Source organism: Burkholderia sp. 9775_39 (assembly GCF_015712225.1).
Classification (GTDB): Bacteria; Pseudomonadota; Gammaproteobacteria; order Burkholderiales; family Burkholderiaceae; genus Burkholderia; species Burkholderia cenocepacia.
In genome coordinates, this window is sequence record NZ_JACCQC010000034.1 from 1 (window position 1) to 14,993 (window position 14,993).

Genomic DNA, 14,993 nt, shown 5'->3' on the forward strand with positions numbered 1-14,993 from the left:
CCGCGCAGATCCGCTCGACCCGCATCCAGATCGAAATCGCGCAGGCGAACCTCGGCTACACGCGCATCGTCGCGCCGATCGACGGCGAGGTCGTCGCGGTCGTCACGCAGGAGGGCCAGACCGTGATCGCGCAGCAGCAGGCTGCCGGTGATCCTGAAGCGTAGCGTGAGGGGCCGTCTGAAGATTTGTGGACATTCGGCGCCGCTCGCCTCTACTGTCAGAGCCGGCGAACAGGAAGTTTTTTCTCCCGAGGCTTACGCAGGGCAGGGGATTCTCAGGTCGACGTTGCTGATTTCGGACGCGGCCGTCGTCACAGAACAGCAGGAGCGTCTCCCAACGGTTGAGCGTGCAATTGATCGCGGCGGCCCAGTGAGGCTTCCGGCCAGAGCGTCTTGAACTTCGCGCTCAGGCCCGCTTCGAGGCACGAGAGCAGCGGTTTGCCTTTTTCCTGGCGCACTCGTAACCGTCCATCGGGAGGCTTTCCACGAATCTCAGCTTCGATACCGTAGAGCTTGGCGATCATGTCGAGTGCCGGCGTCGTGAACTCTGACGATCCGGACTCGTGAACCTCGTCCAGATAGCGACGGGCGTGATCCCAGCATGCTGCCTGACAAACCTTTCCGCTTTCGTACAACTCGGTGAATCCACTGTAGCCGTCCGCCTGCAGAACGCCTTTGAATCCGGCGAGATGCGTCTGGGATGGAAGCCCTGGCGATCCGGCGAGTAGGCAAACCAAACGGTAGCAGGTTGTGTCGAGCCCGAACGACGATCACCGCGTACATAGACGCATAGCCGCTCCCTCATGGTTTTACCCTTGACAGGCCCGAGCACCGGAATCGGCGTATTGTCGGCGTTGGGCTTTGCCGGCACCATCGCATAACGCCGAAGTGCTTCAATCAAAGGCCGGCGGAGTTCTTAGCACTGACCGACCCAGTGGGCCATATTGGCTGGATCGAGGCGCACGCCGTCGCGAGCTGCAATGGCTGTCTGTGGATACAACGGAACGTGATCAGCGTACTTCGAGACTAGGATATCAGCGAGCAAACTGGGATGGGCGATACTGCGCTCGTTCGGCAACCGCGGCATCGGCAGCTGCCCCATCCCTCTGATTCCAAACTAGACGCGCACCACGCTGCATCACATTCCGAGAGGCGATTTTGCCGTGTTATTCCGCGTCCGAAATCAGAAAGCGATCGCGATTCTTCGCACCCGCAATCCATTGCGGCGCCTTCCCTCGCCCGCTCCAGGTGGCGCCGGTTTTCGGATCACGATACTTCGGCGCGACAGGCGCGCGCGTTGTCGACGCTACTGCTCGCCGGCGCCCGAATAGTTGTTCGGGCGTAATGTCGTATTCAGCGATCTGTTCGCGAATTGCCGTGATGACGCTGTCCAGCTCGGCGAGCCGTGCCTCTTCGGCTTGCTGCGCCAGTGCCTCTGCTTGTGCCTTCAGTTCGTGGTAGGTAGCCATAGATGGGAGAGAATTTCCTTTGAGAGATTGCTCCAGTGAGAGCCATTCATTATATCCCCGCGCTAAATCTCGGTATCGATCTCTTCCCGACCCGCATCACCGGCGTTCCACTTGAGGAAGAGCTGAAGCGTGATTGCGAGGCGCCAGATGGTACCAGGCGCGAGAATGATAAGTCGGTTCTGAGGTATGCAATGAAATGAACGCGTCCCACCCGTGAACGTAGAAGCAAAGGAAGGTGGATCCTCACGGGCCAACGGCATCGATGTGCCCAAGGTGGAAAATGCACGCATTTCCCGGCAACCGGAGGATCCGAAGATGAATGCTACGCCAGTTGGAATCGACATTGCGAAAAACGTGTTTCAGGTCCACTACATTGATCAGGCAACCGGCGAGATCGTGAACAAGCCGATCAAGCGAGCCCAGTTCCTCGAGCACTTCGCAAATCGGACACCGTGTCTGATCGGCATGGAGGCCTGTGGCAGCGCGCATCACTGGGCTCGGCAGTTGATGAAGATGGGGCACGATGTGAGGCTGATGGCTGCACAGTTCGTGAAAACCTTCAACATCCGCAACAAGAGCGATGCGGCGGACGCGAAGGCGATCTGGCTGGCCGTCCAGCAGCCATGCAAGGCGGTGGCGGTGAAAACTGAGATGCAGCAAGCGGTACTGATGATGCATCGACAGCGCGAACAGTTGGTGAAGTTCCGTACGATGCAGATCAATGGCCTGCGCGGTATGCTCTCAGAGTTCGGTGAGGCAATGGGAAAAGGCCGGGTAGCGCTGACCAAGGAGATGCCTGTTGCGCTCGCGAGTGTCGAAGAACGTTTGCCGCAGGTACTGATCGATTCGCTACGTGAACAGTGGAAGCGGATCGAAAAGATGGACGAAGAAATCGTTGCAATCGAACGTCGGTTGCGTGAATGGAAGAAGGAAGACAACGCCGTGAAGATGATCGGCGAGATTCCTGGCGTCGGTCTGCTGACGGCGACAGCAGCGGTCGCGATGATTGGTGATCCGAAAGCATTCCGGTCTGGCCGTGAGTTCGCGGCCTGGGTGGGGTTGGTGCCAAGACAAACTGGCTCGGGCGGCAAGGTGAACCTGCATGGGATCAGCAAGCGAGGCGACATGTATCTGCGCAAGATGCTGATCCACGGGGCACGAGCTGTGCTGGCTCGTGCAAAAGAACCCGGAGCGTGGGTTGACCAGATGAAGACCCGGCGACCCTCGAACGTCGTGGTGGTCGCGTTGGCGAACAAAATGGCACGAACGATCTGGGCGATGCTGGCCCATGACCGGCCATATGAAAAAGGTTACGTGAGCGTGAAGCCGGTCCGATAGGCAAGCTTGGCGCAGAAGAAGGTCAACGTTTTACACAGGGTGAATGTCAAAAGGTTGCGTTGGCAATCGTGCGAGATGACAAGACAGGTCGGACCGGGACTCGCCAAACCTGAGTGGATCGCCGAGCTTTCGAGCTCGTGTATGCAATGAGGTGCGAGTCAGCGGATTTCATCGGGGGCCGCAGCATATCTGGCTGCAACAAGCCCGGATATACGACTGCAACCCATCCTGTCGACGTAGGATCACGCGAAAAACTAGCGCAAACGGGACGCGTTCATATACGATCAACGAACGACGTCCCTCAGAGTAAATCGGTGTAGCGTTTGAGGTGCGGTAAGGAAGTGGATCAGCGCAGATCGGCCGGCATCTTCCAGGGCAGCAACGCGTCGTAGTCGTCGACGGTGGTCGCCAGCGGGAGACGTTGGAACAGCACACCGGCCTTCGATCGTATCGCTGAACAACGCCCACAACGCTGTCGCGTCACGGCGTGCTCCGCTCAATTCCGGTATGGAGCTATCGAGATACCTACGAAGATTGCCTTGATCGCCATGCATGTCCCCGTTATTCGATTCGCGCAAGAGTTGTTGGCCGACGATTCCGACAGGGCGACAAACCGTGTGTAGACGCCGGCGACGCTTCGCTCAATGCAAGTCAGGCGGTACGTAGTGAACCCCGAATTGCTCCGCCAGTTGCGCGAGCCGCCGATCGCGCGTCCAGAGCCAAGTGCTGGGGGTCAATAGCACCGACGCCAGCAGCGTGCAATCCACCGCACCGCATCCGCGCCCGTACAGCCGTTCCCGCTCTATCCAGTCCGCTACTTCGCCTGGCGTCGCTAGGCGCGTTTGCCGCAAAAGCGCGAGATCTCCCAGGGTTCGGGCCCGCGGTTCGGGCGGCGTCCCGCACGTGAGCTCGAGCATCACTAGTGGATGCGTCAAGACGTCATCGACGCGCAGCAACTGGATAAGCGCCGGTAGCGGCCGTCGGAAATGCTCGACCCAAACGGATGTGTCGACCAGAACGCTCATCGGACAGCCGACTCCGGGTGGCGGCGAGGCACGTCAGGCATGTCGGGCGCGCGACCGCCAAGCGCGGAAAGGCGGTGACCGGCTTGGACACGCACGAACGTCTCCAGCGCGGCCCGGAACAGGTCGGCTGGCGCCATACCCGGCTCGGCAAGTTCGAGTGCGCGCGCATAGAGAGTGTCGTCTACAGTAACGGTGGTACGCATGATGGCATCCTTTGATGCTTGTTCGCATCAATTTTAGCATCAATTCGGCAACGGTCCAGTCGTTGATAAACGGATCACCGGTCGGCCTGAAATGGGGGCCGTGACGCCTTCGGCAGCGTGATCCGACTCTGCTGGCGAAATTCGTAACGGCTGCCGGCGCACGCATGGTCAGCCGCTCGACCCCGCATGCTCACCAAGCTGCGCGACCATCCGTGCTCGGGCGTTTTTCCGCAGACCAAGGCGGCTGCATGATGATGTCATGTTGTCGTGCGACCACGGTAATTGTGCAATGGGCTGCTGCACAAATTCCGGCGGCGGAAAACGATTGCACGTGAACGCAAAATCTTGGCGGAGCCGGCAACCGACAAGCATGATCAATACGAAGGTAAAATTTAACACTGACCCCAATTAACCGATAAAAACAATTATGTAAAATTGCTAGGATACCGGATAGATAGGATGTCAGGTTCATGAAACAATGGTGGACCGCACTGATTGCTTTCGTATAGGCATCCGAGTTATGCGTTCAAAGGTATTTCACAGTAGCCTGCGCCGAGCCGGCAATGCGGGTATTCTTATGGTTCATTCCGCTCTGAAACGCGTTTTTTCGATGGAGGGTTGTCGCTAAGTTTTGATGCGTCGAACAGGTAGGCAGAGTGAAACTCTAAACTTCGCTCTTCACACTCGATGTACATGTGACCGACATGTCGAACAACGTCGGGAGCAACGCCAAAAATCTGATCCATGGTGGACGGCCCTTTGTGGCGTCCCAAGTTCCAGTCTTTGTGCATTTGGGTGAAGTGGTCAGAAAAAACTATCTGGCGGTTCGGCTCCACCGTAAAGCACGCAAATAGACCGGAAAGGTTGCGCGAAGACAACTCCGCAAACGAATCCGCGTCAAGCGAAAAGAACTCCGCCGAACCCGTCACACGGGCAAGACGCTTTTCGTCTATCTGCGCATGGCGACGCAGGCGTGTGAAGGGACTTCGCAACCCGTTCAAGAAATCCTCCTTTGACAGGCCGAAGTCGAGGTATGCCCAGTAGGTCAGCAACAGCTCAATCCGACTGACCACGATATGAATCTGCTGAAACTCTCCCTCCTCCAGTTCGAGAGCCTGACCATGTGCAATCCTGTCCCGCACTTTCTTGATCAGTCGAAAATTCTCATCCGAAAGATTGATGATCTTAAAGATATCTGTGTCCGTCGAAGTGATCGCTGCGGTATATTTCTCTGCAAACTTTGCCTCTTGAGGATAGGAGAGTGTTTCGCGGACGGCATCCAGCACATCCGCAAGCACCTTTTGGTCGAGCGGTGGGGTGAACCCGCCCAGCGCATGCTGCAACCTTCTCATCCCCTCGGGGCGCGGTGGCCTTACCGCTTTTTTCGGCGGATTGTGGCTAACATAGCTGTCAAGAAGGGTGACGTATCCGAGCGCGTTGTATTCCCAGAACCCCTCGTAACGCTGCATACCGGCGAGGCGCGTCCACCGAATCTTCCGGTGGGGCGAACCGAAATATCGTCGGAGGATGGTTTCCCACTTCCCGTCTAGCCAGTGCTTCTGGACAAAGCAATCACGGACGAAATCGTTGACCGACGCGTCTCGTGCAACCGGCTTGAAGGTTGGAAAATAGAGGCCGTAATAGCGCCCGGTCGGCGTCTGCACAGTAACCTCCTGAATCGATGTCGGCTGAGCAATCAGGATCGAGAGCAGACACCCAAGCTCCATGGCCTTTTCTTTCGCGTCGAGCAAAGTCAGGAGTCCGGTGGCGGGTTGGAGCGAAAATTCGATGTGCTCATGCAAGACGTGGTTTTTCCCATTGTGGCTGATCTGCCCGCCATATTCGGTTATCAAGTGGAACCAACGTCCGCCGTCTTCGAAGTTTGCCGATATTTCATCGGGCAAACCGGACCATGTGAGCTTCTTGCCGACTTTCCCCTCGATCTTCCGCCACTGGAGAAACCATTCTGACACGTTCGCATAACGGACGTCGATCCGTTGAAACTGGGGTTCAGGCACGTTACCAACAATCAGATACTCCGCGTAAATTGTCTGGCCGTATGCCTTGCATTCGTACAAAGTGAAGGATTGCCCGTTTTCTGACTTCGCGTGCACTACGCCGAGTGGATATTCGGTCTCCCCGCTTGGCAGCGGACTCATGATCGACAATTGCACACTTATGAGCGTACCACCGCCGAAGGTAAGTTTGCCTTCACACAAGCTCCCGAACGCACCGCTGTTAAGTTCCACGCGGTGCGTCTTTTCTTCTGGGAAAGTCATTATCGTTGCCGGCCGTTGAAGGGCTGGTTCCAGTAGGTTGATCGATTCGATTGTACCCACGCCTACGAAATTTTTTTGGTATTCGGTTCGCACGGAACTGAGGATTTTGTGCACCACGAAATGCGCATCTTCCGTCGATATTTTTCGCGGGGAGAAAATGAACCGCCATTCTATCCCAGGCAATCGCGTCAAAACGCACTGGTAGACCGCAGGGGGTCACCCGTTCCAGTGCTGGACTGCGGCGTTTGGCTTGGGTTGGGAAGATATCGAAACCGCGTTGTAGCGCGCGGATATAATGAGCCGCTCACTCCGGAGCAAATTCTCAAAGGAAATCCTCTCCCATCTATCGCTACCTACCAAGAACTGAAGGCACAAGCAGAGGCACTGGCGCAGCAAGCCGAAGAAGCGCGGCTTGCCGAGCTGGACAGCAGCATCACGGCAATTCGCGAACAGATCGCTGAATACGACATCACGCCCGAACAACTTTTCGGACGCCGGCGAGCAGCAGCGTCGACCACGCGTGCGCCGGTCGCGCCGAAGTATCGTGATCCGAAAACCGGCGCCACCTGGAGCGGGCGTGGGAAGGCACCGCAATGGATTGCAGGTGCGAAGAATCGCAATCGCTTTCTGATTCAGGATGCTGAATAACATGGCATATTTGCTGCTCGGAGTGTAGCGCAGCCTGGTAGCGCGTCTGGTTTGGGACCAGAGGGTCGCGGGTTCAAATCCTGCCACTCCGACCATGTAGTCGGGCCTGTAGCTCTACAAGGGCTTCCCATTGAGCACAAGCCCATCCTTCGGGTGGGCTCTAACGCATATCGCAATGCCAAGCAGATGCTTGTGAGAAGGTGAAGGACTGCGTGTCTACAAACGGTCATGACAGGTCAAAGACCCGGACCCTGATGAAAGACGCGCGCGAGGACCTCATTCAGCCGGCGGGAATTTACATCTCCAGAGCTACAGGCAGGTATACCTCGCGCGGGTCCAACCCGCTTCACATCACCGCTGGCAGTGCAAAGTGACCAGTTCTAGCCGTTCACGAAATTGTTGCTGAGACAATAGGCAATTGGTTGATGGATCCGCTGGCGCTCACGCGACCACCGAATCAAGCTTGAAAGTGTCCCCGTATTTGAGAATGGCCCACGCCATTCGGGCGTTTTTGGCTGCGACCGCGATGGCCGCTCGCCAAAACCCTCTGCGCTCCACCAGTGTTCGTACCCAACGACTGAGGCGATCCTGCTTTTCTCCGATACTTGCGATGACGGCACGGGCGCCGTTCACCAGTAGGTTGCGGAGATAGGCATCGCCCATTTTCGTAATGCTACCAAGTCGGTCTTTTCCACCGCTGCTGTATTGCCCTGGCGTCAGTCCGATCCATGCGGCGACTTGACGACCGTTCTTGAAGTCGTGTCCAGCGCCGATACTCGCGAGCAAGGCACTTGCCGTGGTGGGACCGATGCCTCGCAACTGCATTAGTTGACGACTACGTTCATCTTCGCGCGCGATCTGAGCGATAGCACGGTCGTATTCGACAACTCGATCGTCGAGATTGCCGGCATGTTCCAGCAAATCGCTGATACTTTTTCGCGCCCACCCGGGCAACTCGTCCAGATGATTGGCAATATGTGCCCGCAGTTTTTCCGGGCTCTGTGGCAGAACCACACCGAATTCTGCAAGCAGACCTCGTAACCGATTGTACGTCGCAGTACCCGATTCAAAGTGGGGGAAGTGCCTTCACCGGACCACGTGTTCCAACGAAATCAACGATTGAGAACCCGCAGCAAGCTGGGGTCGAGTTGCGTCATTTGTGGCTCCGACGACAGAGTGGCAATGCACCACATACGCCACGTTCGGAAGATGGGAACTGCCGTTCAGGGATTCTCGCGTCTGATGGCGACCCTGAACCGAAAGCAGATCCCGGTGTGTTCCCCATGTCATACAAGAATTCATAAAGGGGAATACGATGGCCTCAAACTATCCGATCTGCATGATCCCAGCAGCGAGATAGGTCAACATACGTCGGGCAAAAACGCGCCTTGCTGGAGAGCGTAATGCTTGGAAACTTGCACGTTGCGTTCGGAGGAAGGTGGTTGGTATCCTGCGGAGCGTGGAGTTAGCGTCTTCGCGTCGCAAGGAGCTGGCTACCCATCCTACTCGATTGGTCGCTGGTTCAAGTCCAGCCAGGCCCACCAGTGAAGAGGACGTTTATGTCGCTGATCGACCGCATGTTGTCTCGCGCAGTCCCGCGATCGGGCGAGGCCCGCCGGAATGTCCTGGTGCGAGTTTGGCTCGACGACGAAGGTCGCGTTCGTGATCTGAAGGTGCGCCGCAGCTGCGGCGATCCCGCGCGCGACGAGCGCGCGCTGCACGCGATAGCCGTCAAGCAGTTTCCGCGTGGGCAGCTCGGGTCAGGTGGCGGCACTTCGCAACGGTGGCACGATCTCACATACGACGGGGATTGACGTGCCGGGCCCGGCCGCTGCGGAGCCCTTCGCCTGATCAGTTCGACATCTCGTGCTGTTCGTCGCCGTCGCCGGGAGTACTCGTGTTTGCTTCGGCGACGAGCTCCCGATGAAGCCGGGCGGCCGCGACCGGCGAGCCCACGTTGGCATGGAGAGATGTTCCATCCCACAGCTCGACGACCCACTTGTCGCGTACACGACAGACGCCAATCGTCCAGCCGCTCCGATGCGAGTACCCGTAGTCGCTCACCACGGTCCACCCGAGCGCGACCATCGTGTCGCGCTGCTCGAGCATCGGCGCGGCGGTCATGCTCCGCTCCGCGGTGCGCAGACCAGGTCCGCGCGCTTGTCGCCACGCTCGTACGTCGACCGCGCCAAGCCTTCGCGATCGGGAAAGTCACCCACTCGAATCAGATTGTCCATTCGGCTCTCCGCACCGTGTGGAAGCCGTTGCCGCCGTAGGTACTGTATATATGTCAGGGGTGCGAGCGGTTCGCAATATTCGGTCGACGGCGCGCCGATTCGGGGAGCTCACCCAAGCCTGGATCCGGCACTGCCGCGCCGTGCCGGCGGCCGATCGTACGACCGCCCGTCACGCATCCGCTCAAGCCGCTCGAGCGCCTCGGCGAACACCGCCAGCGGCGCCGCGCGCATTCGGTTTAGCCGGAGTTCGCGAAAGAGAATGACATGCAGGCACAGTGGGCGATCACCTACAAGGCAGAGACAGGCTTCGACGTCGAGATCATCGACGCAAGCAGCTTCGAAGCGGCTTGGAGCCGTGCGGATTCGCTTTTTGGGTCGCAGCTTGTAGAGGTCGAGCGCGTCGCGTGAAAACCGTACCCCCTTCGACGGGCGCATTTCGCGTCGCCGGGGCGTTCAGCCGGCACCCAGAATGCACCTTGAAATCGTGTATCCTATGGGATACTATATAGAATATGAGAATCGAGCAGACAGACGACTTCGCGAAATGGTTGCGCGGCCTACGCGATCACATCGCGCGCGCGCAGATCGCCAAGCGGATTCAACGGCTCGCGCGCGGCCAGTATGGGGACGTGAAACCGGTTGGTGCGGGGGTGAGCGAAATGCGCGTGCACGTCGGCCCCGGCTATCGCGTCTACTTTGTCCAACGAGGCTCAACGCTCGTCGTCCTGCTATGCGGTGGCGACAAGTCAACGCAGCAGCGCGACATTGAGCGTGCTATCGCGCTTTCGGCGCAATTGGGAGATTGACATGGGTATCAAGACAACGCCGTTCGATGCGGCCGAATACCTCGACACGCCCGAGGCGCAGGCCGAATATCTGCGGATTTCGTTCGAGACCGGCGATTCCGCCGACATTCAGGAAGCCATCGGCACCGTGGCGCGTGCGCGCGGCATGACGCAGATTGCGCGCGACGCGGGCGTCGGCCGCGAAAGCCTCTACAAAGCGCTGGACGAGCACGGCAACCCGGAATTCGCGACGATCCTGCGTGTTGTGCGCGCGCTCGGCCTCACGTTGACCGTGACGACGCCCGTACACGAGCACGCCTGAGCCGGGATTTTCGCGCGGCGTCGCGGGCTGGCGGGCGCTCGCCGCTGCGCCGCGACCACCCGCCAGCCCGCGACCAATGCGTTAGCCAGTTTGCGCGCTGCGCAAATGAATCGGGGCAATTCCGCTCCGCGCACACTTCGCGCGTCGCCGGATTGCCCCAACGATCACACCGACGCGCCGTCGGTGACAGCGGCTGCCGGCTCGCCCTGGGCGGGTTTCGCCGGCACCGGCGTCTCGCCCGGTTTCGCGAGCGCCGCTTTTACCGCCTCGAGCTTCTCTTTCCACCATTCCGCCGGAATCTCGTCCAGCCCTTCCGCGCGCAGCAGCTCGAGCAGCGCCTTCTGATTCCGCTCGCGCTCCTTCCGGAGCCGTTCGCGCTGTTCGTCCTGCAGCTTTTTCAGCTTCGCCGCCGTCCGCGCGATTTCGTCTTCGATCGATCGCGGCTTCCGTGCCGTCTTCCCTGCATCCGCCGTCATGGCCTCTATCACTCCATTGTGCCCCTCCCCCTTGCCGCGCAGTGTAGCGGAATTCGGCCGCGCAACGTAGAGCACTGCCGCCTGACGCCCCGTTGTAGCCGGGCGGCCCTGCTCATCATCCATCGAGGCGCAATGCTCGCATTGCGCAACTGGCGCACGGCGGCCGCCACCGTCGCGGCCGCCGATCCAACCGACCCGCGCACCGAGCCGGCGCCCCCGCGTTTTTCCGGCCGTCGCCGCGCGGGGCGTCACCCGCGACCTTGCGCAGCCGTCGCCCCGCGCGGACCATCTAGCCAGAGCGCAATGCGCGCATTGCGCAACCCGAGCGCGGCGGCCGCCACCGTCGCGGCCGCCGGCCGAACCGACCCACGCGCGAGCCACCGATCCCGCGTTTTTCCCGCTGGCGCCGCGCGGGGCGTCGCCCGCGCGCTTGCGCAGCCGTCGCCCCGCGCGGACCGCCCATCCAGTGCGCAATGCCCGCATTGCGCAGATTCCCCCCGGCGATCGCCTCCGTCGCGACCGCCGGTTGCGCCAACGCCGCCCTTCCTCACAGCGTTTTCTCTCTCCTTGTCGCCCGCCCCCCATCTTTCATCGACCGAATTCAGCGCACGCCGGCAGGTTTCCCACATACCCACCGGTCCCCGCGCTTCTCCCGTTTCCCACAACCAACACCGTTGTGGAAAACGGCGCGCGGCCGCCGCTCTTGCGATGTTGATGCATCGCGACGTCGGTCCGGACCCGTGGATATGTGGAAAACCTGCGTGGCATAACCACCCTCGTCGCTCCGAATTTCTCCCTATCCGCTCCCCGCCTCCGTTCAACCTCCCTATTCCGTTTTTTCCCTGTGCGGAACGGATCGACGCTCGCCTCGTTTTCCTCTTTTTCGTGTCGGTGCCTCGACCTCCACCTTTCTGCAAAATTTCCTCTGTGCTCCGACCAGGCGAACGTCTCAACGGAACGAAATCCTCGCTCTTGCTGGCTGCGATGCTGATCGCGACGCCTGCTGAAAAACCGGTGATACCCGGACCCGTCCGGGCATCACCATCCAGATACCGTCCGGCCGGGGGGCGACCCGTGGGGCAAGCCCCACCCCCCGACCAGACGGTCACACACCACGCAACTTCGTTGCGGGTGCTTAAAGCCTTGCTGCGCAAGCCTTTAAGCGGTAGGACGCCTAAAAATCACGATATTGCTAAGCTAGAGTCGAAACTCAGACAGGATATAGCGTATGCCGGTATGACACCCGCAAAACCCTTTTAATACCGTTCGATCCTCCATCGAAAGCGCGCGCGACAATGGCTATACGCGTAATACACCATTGGCGCTACGGTAGTACGCCTAAATTCAATGAAGACTCGTCTATACCGAAAACGACAATTAAATCAGTTACTTAAAGACGTGATGCGGCTGCTGATGGAGAAAACAATGCGAAACGAGAAGAATGTCACCGTTCCCAGAAAAACACGTAGCCGTATGACGAAAAGCGTGACCATGTGCTAACATCTTCACACGACGGAAGCGCGTATCCACAGCTCAATCCGCACATAGCCACGGCCACAAAAAGGTAAGGATCTCTCGCTACGAGGTCTTCATGCCGCGTCTTAAAACGCCGGGGAAAGGTGCGTCCAAACCCATCTCCTTCAAACTCGATCCTGAGTCGGAACGCTTCTATCGACGCAAGGCTCAAGAGAACGGTGTGTCGCTGTCCGACTACATTCGCAAGCAGCTTGCGCTCGGCGTCGTCACCGAAAATGTCTCGCTCATCGACCAGCGTCTCAAGGCGCTCATTCAGCAACTGAGTGGGCACGCGCCGTCCGATGGCAGGCCGGGAAAATCCGTCCAGGCGCTACCGTCCGAACTGGTTCAAGCGGTGTTCTTCAGCCGCGAAGTCCTGACCAGTATCATCAGCGACAGAAACATCCAGTTCTTCCACCAGGCACAGGATCGCGCCGAGGCCGCTACCAAGAAACTGCTGGGAGAGAGCCATGGCTGATCAGCGCTCGCCCAGCGGACTCGCCACCTTTTCTCGGGGAACAGCGCTCTAGTGGCAGCAGGCAAAACTGCTCACCAGTGCGATCGTGGCCGTTGTCATCGCGGCCAATGAATCGTGGCGCTTCAGGACCAGTTCTGCCAAGGCAAAGACAACAAGAAAAAGAGCGGCAAAACCAGAGGGTAACGAAGAGTTATCCACACCGGAATAGATGTACTACGCTGTCTCGGGGTGGGTCAGATTTAGATGAAATCGGTGGGTTAAGACTCGGTGGAAATCAACAGGCTCAGCCCATTTACGCTTACCCCATTGGGAGAGGCCACGACAACGGCCGCGGGCACCCCAAAGACCTCAAGCGGCCCGTACAGCTGCGCCGCTGGCCCAGTCGAGGTGACCTGGTTGATGATCAACGAGGCTGACCGGCCGTTCAAATTTGGATTCGCCCCCAGCGTCCCACCCAGCAATGCAGTCCCTGCGACGGTGCTGTTATTCAGCACCAGGCCTTGCGAATCAACGCCAAACGATTGATATTGATTCAAGCTCACGCCATTCGAATTCGGCGTGGCGATATTCACCGCAGGTATACCCGCACTTGTCTGCGTGATGGTCGGCTGGAACGGAATCGGCGCGCGCGGATCAACGATCGGTGCCGCATGCGCGACTTCATCGGCGAGAAACACAGCAGGTGCGAAGTAGGTGACGGCGACCATCACGATGGCCGTGACACGCATCCAAAGCGGTCGCGCCGCGCTATCCGAATGGAACAGCGCAGCCAGGCGATGACTCATCCAGCCTTGCTGACGCGCGATTTCGCGCTCGACGTGCCGCACGGCCAACGTCCGTCGTAGGGTCTCTACTCGCATTTCTCTTCTGGCTTGGTGTTCTTGAAATCATCCCGTCTGGCAATCCGGATTCTCGGAAGATCGCCACAGGGAGGCTTTGCCGCGAAGTTAGCATGACGAATCTTGATGCGATACCACCCTGACGAGATTTGACGATTGTTGATTACCCGAAAGCAAATTTAAATATATTAAAAAATGTTTAAAGTATTAGATAAACTATTATTCTGCTTTAAAGATGAAATTTTTGAACGGGTCTGCGTGGACATCGACAGGCAAACAGCTGTTTCGGCCGAATCTAAACAGTCCAGGAGGGTTCCGAAATGCGTGTTTGATTTTCCGAAACGGCGGCTCATCTTCCCGAAATGGATGTTAGCTAACCGAAACACGCGTTCATCCTGTCGAAAGGACGATTCATTTCGTCGGAGTGACTGTTCGGCGCCCCAAAGACGGCGGACAGCGTTTCGGTTGGCGACGCTGCGAATGGCTCATTCCTCCGTCGTTATGGTGGTCTGTTTTTGGAGACGGACCATGCCAGCTCACCGAACGACCTTGCTCAGAATAAAAGAAGTACCTCGTTTTAAATTAATTTTCAATATTGTTCATCGGCAGGTTAGCGGTCTTCCATTTTCCAAACGATGTCCCTAATTGAGTACGAGATTTGCGTCCAGTTCCTGACTCTGGAATTCGGAATTGGAGCCTCCATTGATATCCTGCGTCGCATCACTGCTCCAGTTCACACTTCGCCCACTAGCCCGACTGCGCTCCTCACGCAAGGTACCAAGCCCTGCGTCGACACGGCCATCGAGCATGCTGCTTAACTGCTGAGCCAGATCAGGTGTCAAACCCGTCACCCGCAGGACCGTTTTGGTTGCGAGGGTGGTGCCGCCGGGGGCCAAGATAGACCAGTCCGTCACTGTGCCAAGACACACTCGAAGTTCATGTGCAAGACCAGCTTTATCTTGATAAACATAGGTACTCGCCCTGCCGGGTCCACGACCTGTCGGTAGCGTGACGCCGGCCTGAAGCATAGCCTGGCTTAGCGACGGTTCGGCCGTTCCGTCGCATAACCATCCCGTATTCGAGCTCAGACTAATCGGATGCCCATTAACAAAGCCCGTCGGCGTCGTAGGATCGTCACCCGGTAGCGTTCCGCCGGTTCGAGTCACATACGTGTCGAAAGCGCTGATCCAGCCTTGTACAAATTCGCTGTATATTTTTACACCTACTGCGTTGCGATATACATCGCCGCCAACAACCGCGACGCTGGCCAAGATCGCGACGACGATCAGGACGATCGAGAGTTCGATGAGCGTAAAGCCGCGATGCGAATGCCAAGTACGCTCAGGCTGAGGTTCATGGGTGGTCATCATGTGGCAGTAG

Annotated in this window: 16 protein-coding genes, 1 tRNA gene and 4 pseudogenes; 10 read left to right on the forward strand and 11 right to left on the reverse strand. The window is 58.4% G+C overall.

All coding sequences use genetic code 11. From position 1 onward, the window contains the following. Window positions 1-159, forward strand: a pseudogene (locus H0X90_RS30910) (efflux transporter periplasmic adaptor subunit); the annotation flags it as partial. A 105-nt stretch (window positions 160-264) separates the two neighbouring features. Here the strand turns inward: H0X90_RS30910 and H0X90_RS36260 are convergent. The 3 genes and pseudogenes from H0X90_RS36260 to H0X90_RS30935 form a co-directional block, all read right to left on the reverse strand. Beyond that, window positions 265-324 (reverse strand): annotated as a pseudogene (locus H0X90_RS36260) (hypothetical protein); the annotation flags it as partial. Next, window positions 311-1,101, reverse strand: a pseudogene (locus tag H0X90_RS36340) (IS66 family transposase). The pseudogenes H0X90_RS36340 and H0X90_RS36260, both read right to left, overlap by 14 nt. A gap of 64 nt (window positions 1,102-1,165) precedes the next feature. Beyond that, entirely contained in the window at window positions 1,166-1,468 is a 303-nt protein-coding gene (locus H0X90_RS30935; protein WP_196438323.1) for an H-NS family nucleoid-associated regulatory protein, read from the reverse strand. Window positions 1,469-1,783: 315 nt separating this feature from the next. Here H0X90_RS30935 and H0X90_RS30940 point away from each other — a divergent pair, with 315 nt between their 5' ends. After that, window positions 1,784-2,806, forward strand: coding sequence for an IS110 family transposase (locus H0X90_RS30940; RefSeq protein WP_196438367.1), 1,023 nt, complete (start codon window positions 1,784-1,786; stop codon window positions 2,804-2,806). 641 nt (window positions 2,807-3,447) lie between these two features. Here H0X90_RS30940 and H0X90_RS30945 read toward each other — a convergent pair. From H0X90_RS30945 to H0X90_RS30955, 3 genes are all read right to left on the reverse strand, one after another. Further along, window positions 3,448-3,831, reverse strand: coding sequence for a type II toxin-antitoxin system VapC family toxin (locus H0X90_RS30945; protein WP_196438324.1), 384 nt, complete (start codon window positions 3,829-3,831; stop codon window positions 3,448-3,450). Next, on the reverse strand, window positions 3,828-4,034 hold the full coding sequence (locus tag H0X90_RS30950) for a type II toxin-antitoxin system VapB family antitoxin (protein WP_196438325.1): 207 nt from the start codon (window positions 4,032-4,034) through the stop codon (window positions 3,828-3,830). The genes H0X90_RS30945 and H0X90_RS30950 overlap by 4 nt, the downstream gene beginning before the upstream one ends. A 575-nt stretch (window positions 4,035-4,609) precedes the next feature. Continuing rightward, window positions 4,610-6,313 (reverse strand): HEPN domain-containing protein, encoded by a 1,704-nt coding sequence (locus H0X90_RS30955; protein ID WP_196438326.1) that lies wholly within the window; start codon window positions 6,311-6,313, stop codon window positions 4,610-4,612. A 345-nt stretch (window positions 6,314-6,658) separates the two neighbouring features. Between H0X90_RS30955 and H0X90_RS30960 the strand changes: the two genes are divergently transcribed. Both H0X90_RS30960 and H0X90_RS30965 read left to right on the forward strand, forming a co-directional pair. Further along, complete coding sequence (locus tag H0X90_RS30960; RefSeq protein ID WP_196438368.1) at window positions 6,659-6,961, forward strand: H-NS family nucleoid-associated regulatory protein; 303 nt, start codon at window positions 6,659-6,661, stop codon at window positions 6,959-6,961. An 18-nt stretch (window positions 6,962-6,979) separates the two neighbouring features. Next, window positions 6,980-7,056, forward strand: a tRNA-Pro gene (locus tag H0X90_RS30965). Window positions 7,057-7,402: 346 nt separating this feature from the next. On the opposite strand, the pseudogene H0X90_RS30970 reads toward H0X90_RS30965, so the two are convergent. Next, window positions 7,403-8,020 (reverse strand): annotated as a pseudogene (locus tag H0X90_RS30970) (IS110 family transposase); the annotation flags it as partial. A 39-nt stretch (window positions 8,021-8,059) separates the two neighbouring features. Here H0X90_RS30970 and H0X90_RS36345 point away from each other — a divergent pair. Both H0X90_RS36345 and H0X90_RS30975 read left to right on the forward strand, forming a co-directional pair. Beyond that, window positions 8,060-8,365: a hypothetical protein gene (locus H0X90_RS36345; protein WP_369123920.1), complete on the forward strand. Its 306-nt coding sequence runs from the start codon at window positions 8,060-8,062 to the stop codon at window positions 8,363-8,365. 155 nt (window positions 8,366-8,520) lie between these two features. Beyond that, on the forward strand, window positions 8,521-8,775 hold the full coding sequence (locus H0X90_RS30975) for an energy transducer TonB (RefSeq protein WP_124619363.1): 255 nt from the start codon (window positions 8,521-8,523) through the stop codon (window positions 8,773-8,775). A gap of 37 nt (window positions 8,776-8,812) precedes the next feature. Here the strand turns inward: H0X90_RS30975 and H0X90_RS30980 are convergent, their stop codons facing one another. After that, window positions 8,813-9,085, reverse strand: a complete 273-nt coding sequence (locus H0X90_RS30980) for a hypothetical protein (protein ID WP_196438327.1) — start codon at window positions 9,083-9,085, stop codon at window positions 8,813-8,815. A 377-nt stretch (window positions 9,086-9,462) separates the two neighbouring features. Between H0X90_RS30980 and H0X90_RS30985 the strand changes: the two genes are divergently transcribed. The 3 genes from H0X90_RS30985 to H0X90_RS30995 all read left to right on the forward strand — a co-directional run bounded on the left by H0X90_RS30985 (window position 9,463) and on the right by H0X90_RS30995 (window position 10,305). Further along, on the forward strand, window positions 9,463-9,606 hold the full coding sequence (locus tag H0X90_RS30985) for a hypothetical protein (protein WP_196438328.1): 144 nt from the start codon (window positions 9,463-9,465) through the stop codon (window positions 9,604-9,606). 104 nt (window positions 9,607-9,710) lie between these two features. Further along, a complete protein-coding gene (locus H0X90_RS30990) occupies window positions 9,711-10,004 on the forward strand; it encodes a type II toxin-antitoxin system RelE/ParE family toxin (RefSeq protein WP_089487652.1) in 294 nt (97 codons plus the stop codon). A 1-nt stretch (window position 10,005) separates the two neighbouring features. After that, on the forward strand, window positions 10,006-10,305 hold the full coding sequence (locus H0X90_RS30995; protein WP_027811056.1) for an addiction module antidote protein: 300 nt from the start codon (window positions 10,006-10,008) through the stop codon (window positions 10,303-10,305). 164 nt (window positions 10,306-10,469) lie between these two features. On the opposite strand, the gene H0X90_RS31000 is transcribed toward H0X90_RS30995, so the two are convergent. After that, the gene (locus tag H0X90_RS31000; RefSeq protein ID WP_230877691.1) at window positions 10,470-10,904 is read right to left on the reverse strand and encodes a hypothetical protein; all 435 of its coding nucleotides are present in this window, start codon (window positions 10,902-10,904) and stop codon (window positions 10,470-10,472) included. 1,468 nt (window positions 10,905-12,372) lie between these two features. Between H0X90_RS31000 and H0X90_RS31005 the strand changes: the two genes are divergently transcribed. Continuing rightward, a complete protein-coding gene (locus H0X90_RS31005) occupies window positions 12,373-12,774 on the forward strand; it encodes a hypothetical protein (protein WP_196438329.1) in 402 nt (133 codons plus the stop codon). Window positions 12,775-13,031: 257 nt separating this feature from the next. Here H0X90_RS31005 and H0X90_RS31010 read toward each other — a convergent pair whose 3' ends face one another. Beyond that, a complete protein-coding gene (locus tag H0X90_RS31010) occupies window positions 13,032-13,559 on the reverse strand; it encodes a filamentous hemagglutinin N-terminal domain-containing protein (RefSeq protein ID WP_230877690.1) in 528 nt (175 codons plus the stop codon). Between the two features lie 695 nt (window positions 13,560-14,254). Next, entirely contained in the window at window positions 14,255-14,983 is a 729-nt protein-coding gene (locus H0X90_RS31015) for a prepilin-type N-terminal cleavage/methylation domain-containing protein (RefSeq protein WP_196438330.1), read from the reverse strand. Window positions 14,984-14,993: the final 10 nt, after the last annotated feature.